Source organism: Pseudomonas sp. MWU13-2105 (assembly GCF_023242315.1).
In the GTDB taxonomy this organism is placed as follows: Bacteria; Pseudomonadota; Gammaproteobacteria; order Pseudomonadales; family Pseudomonadaceae; genus Aquipseudomonas.
In genome coordinates this window covers 1-5,091 of record NZ_JALLIY010000046.1, presented here as the reverse complement: position 1 = coordinate 5,091, position 5,091 = coordinate 1, and the positions used below count along the sequence as shown (strand labels likewise).

Genomic DNA, 5,091 nt, shown 5'->3' with positions numbered 1-5,091 from the left:
CAGTTGCCGGAGTACATGGTTCCCGCCATCTACGTGATGCTGGAGGCCATGCCGCTGACCCCGAACGGCAAACTCGACCGCAAGGCCCTGCCGGCCCCGGACAGCGATGCGCTGATCCGCCGTGGTTATGAAGCGCCCCAGGGCGAAACCGAAACCACCCTGGCACGGATCTGGATGCAACTGCTCAGCGTCGAGCGGGTCGGGCGCCACGATCACTTCTTCGACCTGGGCGGCCATTCGTTGCTGGCCGTCAGCCTGATCGAACGTATGCGTCAGGCCGGCCTGGGCGCTGATGTCCGCGTGCTGTTCAGTCAACCGACCCTGGCGGCCCTGGCCGCTGCGGTGGGCGGTGGGCGGGAAATCGTCGTTCCGGTCAATGCCATTCCGACCCCTTGCGCGCACATCACCCCGGACATGCTGCCCCTGGTCAATCTCGACCAAGCCGCTATCGACCGAGTTGTGGCAAAAGTGCCCGGCGGTGCGGCGAACGTGCAGGATATCTATCCGCTGGCGCCGTTGCAGGAAGGCATCCTCTATCACCATCTCCTGGCCGTGGATCATGTAGATCCGTATCTGCAACACGCACTGTTCGCCTTCGACAGCCGCGATAGGCTCGACGCCTTCGCCCAGGCATTGCAAGGGGTGATTGAACGCCACGATATCCTGCGCACCGCTGTGGTCTGGGAAGGTCTCGACGCGCCGCTGCAAGTGGTCTGGCGCCAGGCGACCCTGGTGCTGAATGAAGTGTCGCCGAAGCCGCTTGCCGGCGATATCGCCAAACAACTGCGCGGGTGCCTCGACTCGCCGCAGACCCGTCTGGATATCCGCCAGGCCCCGATGCTGCGCCTGGACTATGGACAGGATCAGTCCAGCCGACGCTGGATCGGCCTCTTGCAGTACCATCATCTGGTCAACGACGCCACCTCCCTGGGGGCGCTGGTGGCGGAAATCGAAGCGCATATGCAGGATCGCCAGGCGCAGCTGCCGGCCTCGATCCCGTACCGCAACTATGTGGCCCAATCGCGTCTGGGCGTGAGCCAGACCGAGCACGAGCAGTTCTTCCGCGAGATGCTCGGCGATATCGACGACCCGACCTTGCCCTTCGGCCTGCAGGATGTACAGGGCGATGGCCGGGATATCGAAGAGGCCCGCTGTGCCGTGGACAGTGGCCTCAGCCGCCGCCTGCGGAACCAGGCGCGGCAGTTGGGCGTCAGTGCCGCCAGCCTTTGCCATCTGGCCTGGGCCCGGGTGCTCGGTGCTGTCTCGGGCAAGGACGAAGTGGTCTTCGGCACCGTCCTGCTCGGTCGCCTGCAAGGCGGCGAGGGCGCCGACCGTGCGCTGGGGATGTTTATCAATACCTTGCCGTTGCGTGTGGCGGTGGCCGGGTTGGGTGTGCGCGAAGGACTCAAGGCCACCCACTCGCGACTCACCGCCTTGCTCGGTCACGAACATGCCCCGCTGACCCTGGCGCAACGTTGCAGCGGCGTGGCGGCGCCGACCCCGTTGTTCAGCGCGTTGCTGAACTATCGGCACTTGGCCAGTGGTAGCGCGGACCTGCCGGCCTGGAACGGCATCGAGATGCTCGGTGGCGAAGAGCGCACCAACTACCCGCTGACCCTCTCGGTGGACGATCTGGGCGAAGACTTCTCCCTGCATGTCGGCACCCTGGCCGGGACCGGGGCGCAACGGGTCTGCGGCTATATGCTCCGGGCCCTGGAAAGCCTGGTCGAGGCCCTGGAAAAAACGCCGGCCTTGCCGTTGGCGCAGCTGTCGATCCTGCCCGCCGCCGAGCGCGAGCAACTGTTGCTGGGGTTCAATGCCAGCGCTCGCGATTACCCGCGGGCGCAAACCGTCCATGGGCTGTTCGAAGCCCAGGTGCGGGCGCGGCCCGAGGCTTGTGCGGCGATCCACGATGGCGTGTCGTTGACCTACGCCGAACTCAATACCCGGGCCAACCGTCTGGCCCGGCATCTGCGCGGTCTCGGTGTGCAACCGGGCGACAGCGTGGCGATCCTGCTGGAGCGCTCCCATGAGTTGCTGCTCAGCCAACTGGCGGCGCTCAAGTGTGGCGCGGTCTATGTGCCGCTGGATATCAACGCCCCGCTTGAGCGCCAGGGCTTTATGATCGAGGACAGCCAGGCACGGGTCCTGCTGACCCGTAGCCAGGTACCGCTGGATACCCGCGTGCAACGCGTTGACCTCGATCAACTGAGCCTGGAGCGCCTGGACAGCGATGACCTGGCGATGCCGCAGTCCAGCGAAAGCGTGGCCTACATCATGTACACCTCCGGTTCCACCGGCACGCCCAAGGGTGTGCTGGTGCCGCATCGGGCCATCAGTCGCCTGGTGATCAACAACGGTTATGCCGAGTTCAATGCCCGGGACCGGGTGGCGTTTGCCTCCAACCCGGCGTTCGACGCCAGTACCCTTGACGTCTGGGCGCCGCTGCTCAATGGCGGCTGCGTGGTGGTGATCGGCCAGGCCGACTTGCTCTCCCCGGAAAACTTCCAGCGCCTGTTGCTGGAACAGGCGGTGACGGTACTGTGGATGACCGCCGGCCTGTTCCATCAATACGCCGCGGGCCTGGGCGATGCGTTCTCGCGCCTGCGCTACCTGATTGTCGGTGGCGATGTGCTGGACCCGGCGGTGATCGCGCGGGTCTTGGCCAATGCGGCTCCGGAGCACCTGCTCAATGGCTACGGTCCGACCGAAGCCACGACTTTCTCCGCGACTTATGAAATCACCAGGGCAGACAGCGGCAGCCTGCCGATTGGCCGGCCGGTGGGCAACGGTCGTCTCTATGTGCTCGATGCCCAGGCGCAGCCCGTGCCGCTGGGCGTGATCGGTGAGCTGTATATCGGTGGCCTGGGGGTGGCCAAGGGGTATCTGAACCGGGATGAGTTGACCCGGGAAAAATTTGTCGCCGATCCCTTCGACAGCGACCCGCAGGCGCGTTTGTACCGCACCGGCGACCTGGCGCGCTGGCGTGCCGATGGCAATCTGGAATACCTGGGGCGCAACGACGACCAGGTTAAGATTCGTGGCTTCCGGGTCGAACTGGGCGAGATCGAAGCGCGCCTGGCCGAACATCCCGAGGTCAAGGAAGCCGTGGTGCTGTGCCGCCAGGAAATCCCCGGCGACAAGCGCCTGGTGGCCTATTTCACCCCGGCCTTTGCCGGGGCGGTGGAGCGGATTGACACACTGCGTGCTCATTTACATGCGCAGTTGCCGGAATACATGGTGCCCATGGCCTATGTGCGCCTTGAGCGCCTGCCGCTGACGGCCAACGGCAAGCTGGATCGCAAGGCGCTACCGGCGCCGGACGAGCGGGCGCTGATCAGCCGTGGCTACGAGGCGCCCGAAGGGGAAACCGAAAGCCTGCTGGCGCAGTTGTGGGCCGAACTGCTCAAGGTCGAGCAAGTGGGTCGACATGACCACTTCTTCGAATTGGGCGGCCATTCGCTGCTGGCGGTGACGCTGATAGAGCGCATGCGCCAGGTGGGGCTGAGCGCCGATGTGCGGGTGCTGTTCAGCCGGCCGACCCTGGCCGCACTGGCCGCTGCGGTGGGCAGTGGCCGGGAAATCCGCGTGCCGGCCAATCTCATCGGCCTCGATTGTTCGCGTATCACCCCTGAACTGTTGCCGCTGGCGAACCTCGACCAGGCCGCCATCGAGCGGATCGTGGCCACGGTGCCGGGTGGCGTTGCCAACGTCCAGGACATCTATGCCCTGGCGCCGTTGCAGGCGGGCATCCTCTATCACCACCTCAGCGCCGAACAGGGCGACCCCTACGTGCTGCAATCGCAGTTCGCCTTCGACAGCCGGGAACGCCTGGAAGAGTTCGCCGGGGCCTTGCAGTTCGTGATCCAGCGTCATGACATCCTGCGTACCGCGCTGGCCTGGGAAGGTCTTGACGAGCCGGTGCAGGTGGTCAGGCGTCAGGCGCAACTGGTACGTGAAAGCCTGGAGCCGGACCCGCAAGGTGGTGCCGTTGCGAGCCAACTGCACCAGCGTTTCGACTCGCGGCACTATCGCCTGGATATTCGTCAGGCGCCGATGCTGCGTCTGGTCCAGGCCTGGGACGCGGAGAACCAGCGCTGGCTGGCCTTGCTGTTGTTCCATCATCTGGCCATGGACCACACTGCGATGGATGTGGTGCAGCATGAGATGCAGGCCTGTCTGCTGGGGCAGCAGGCGCAACTGGGCGCGCCGGTCCCCTATCGCAACTATGTGGCCCAGGCTCGCCTGGGCGTGAGCGAGGAGGAGCACGAGCGCTTCTTCCGCGAACGGCTCGGCGCTGTCGACGAACCGACCCTGCCGTTCGGTTTGCCGCAGGTCGAGGTTCAAGGTATCGATGAAGCCCGCCTGGCCGTGGGGGTTGCGCTGGGGCGCCGATTGCGGGCCCAGGCCCGCCAACTGGGCGTGAGCGCCGCGAGCCTGGTGCATCTGGCCTGGGCACAGGTGCTGGGTCGGGTTTCGGCCCGCGATGACGTGGTGTTCGGCACGGTGCTGATGGGCCGGATGCAGGGCGGTGATGGCGCCGACCGTGCCCTCGGCATGTTTATCAATACCTTGCCGCTGCGGGTGGTGCTCGGCGCTTGCAGTGCACGGGAAGGGGTCAAGACCACCCACGCCGAACTGACCGCGTTGCTCGGCCATGAGCATGCGTCCCTGGCGCTGGCCCAGCGTTGCAGCGGCGTCAGCGCGCCGCTGCCGTTGTTCAGTGCCTTGCTCAACTATCGCCACAGCAGCGTTGTCGTGACCGACGAGGCGCTGACGGCCTGGCACGGCATGCAGGCCCTGGGCGGTGAGGAACGCACCAACTATCCGCTGACCCTCAACGTCGACGATCAGGGCGAAGACTTCCTGTTGACCGCCCAGACTGTCCCGCTGATCGCGGCCGAACGAATCTGCGCCTATATGCAGCGGGCCTTGCTCAGTCTGGTCGATGCCCTGGAGCAGACGCCCCAGGCGCTGTTGCAGGACTTGCCGGTGCTGCCGGAGGTTGAACGTCGGCAGTTGCTGGAAGCCTTCAATGCCACCGCCGTCGACTATCCGCCGGATCTGACCTTGCATGGTCTCTTTGAAGCG

Annotated in this window: 1 protein-coding gene; it reads left to right on the top strand. The window is 65.6% G+C overall.

Features of this window, described 5'->3' with window-relative positions; translation table 11 throughout:
- The coding region (locus M5B96_RS32070; RefSeq protein WP_248801151.1) for a non-ribosomal peptide synthetase at positions 1-5,091 on the top strand (5,091 nt) is incomplete at both ends.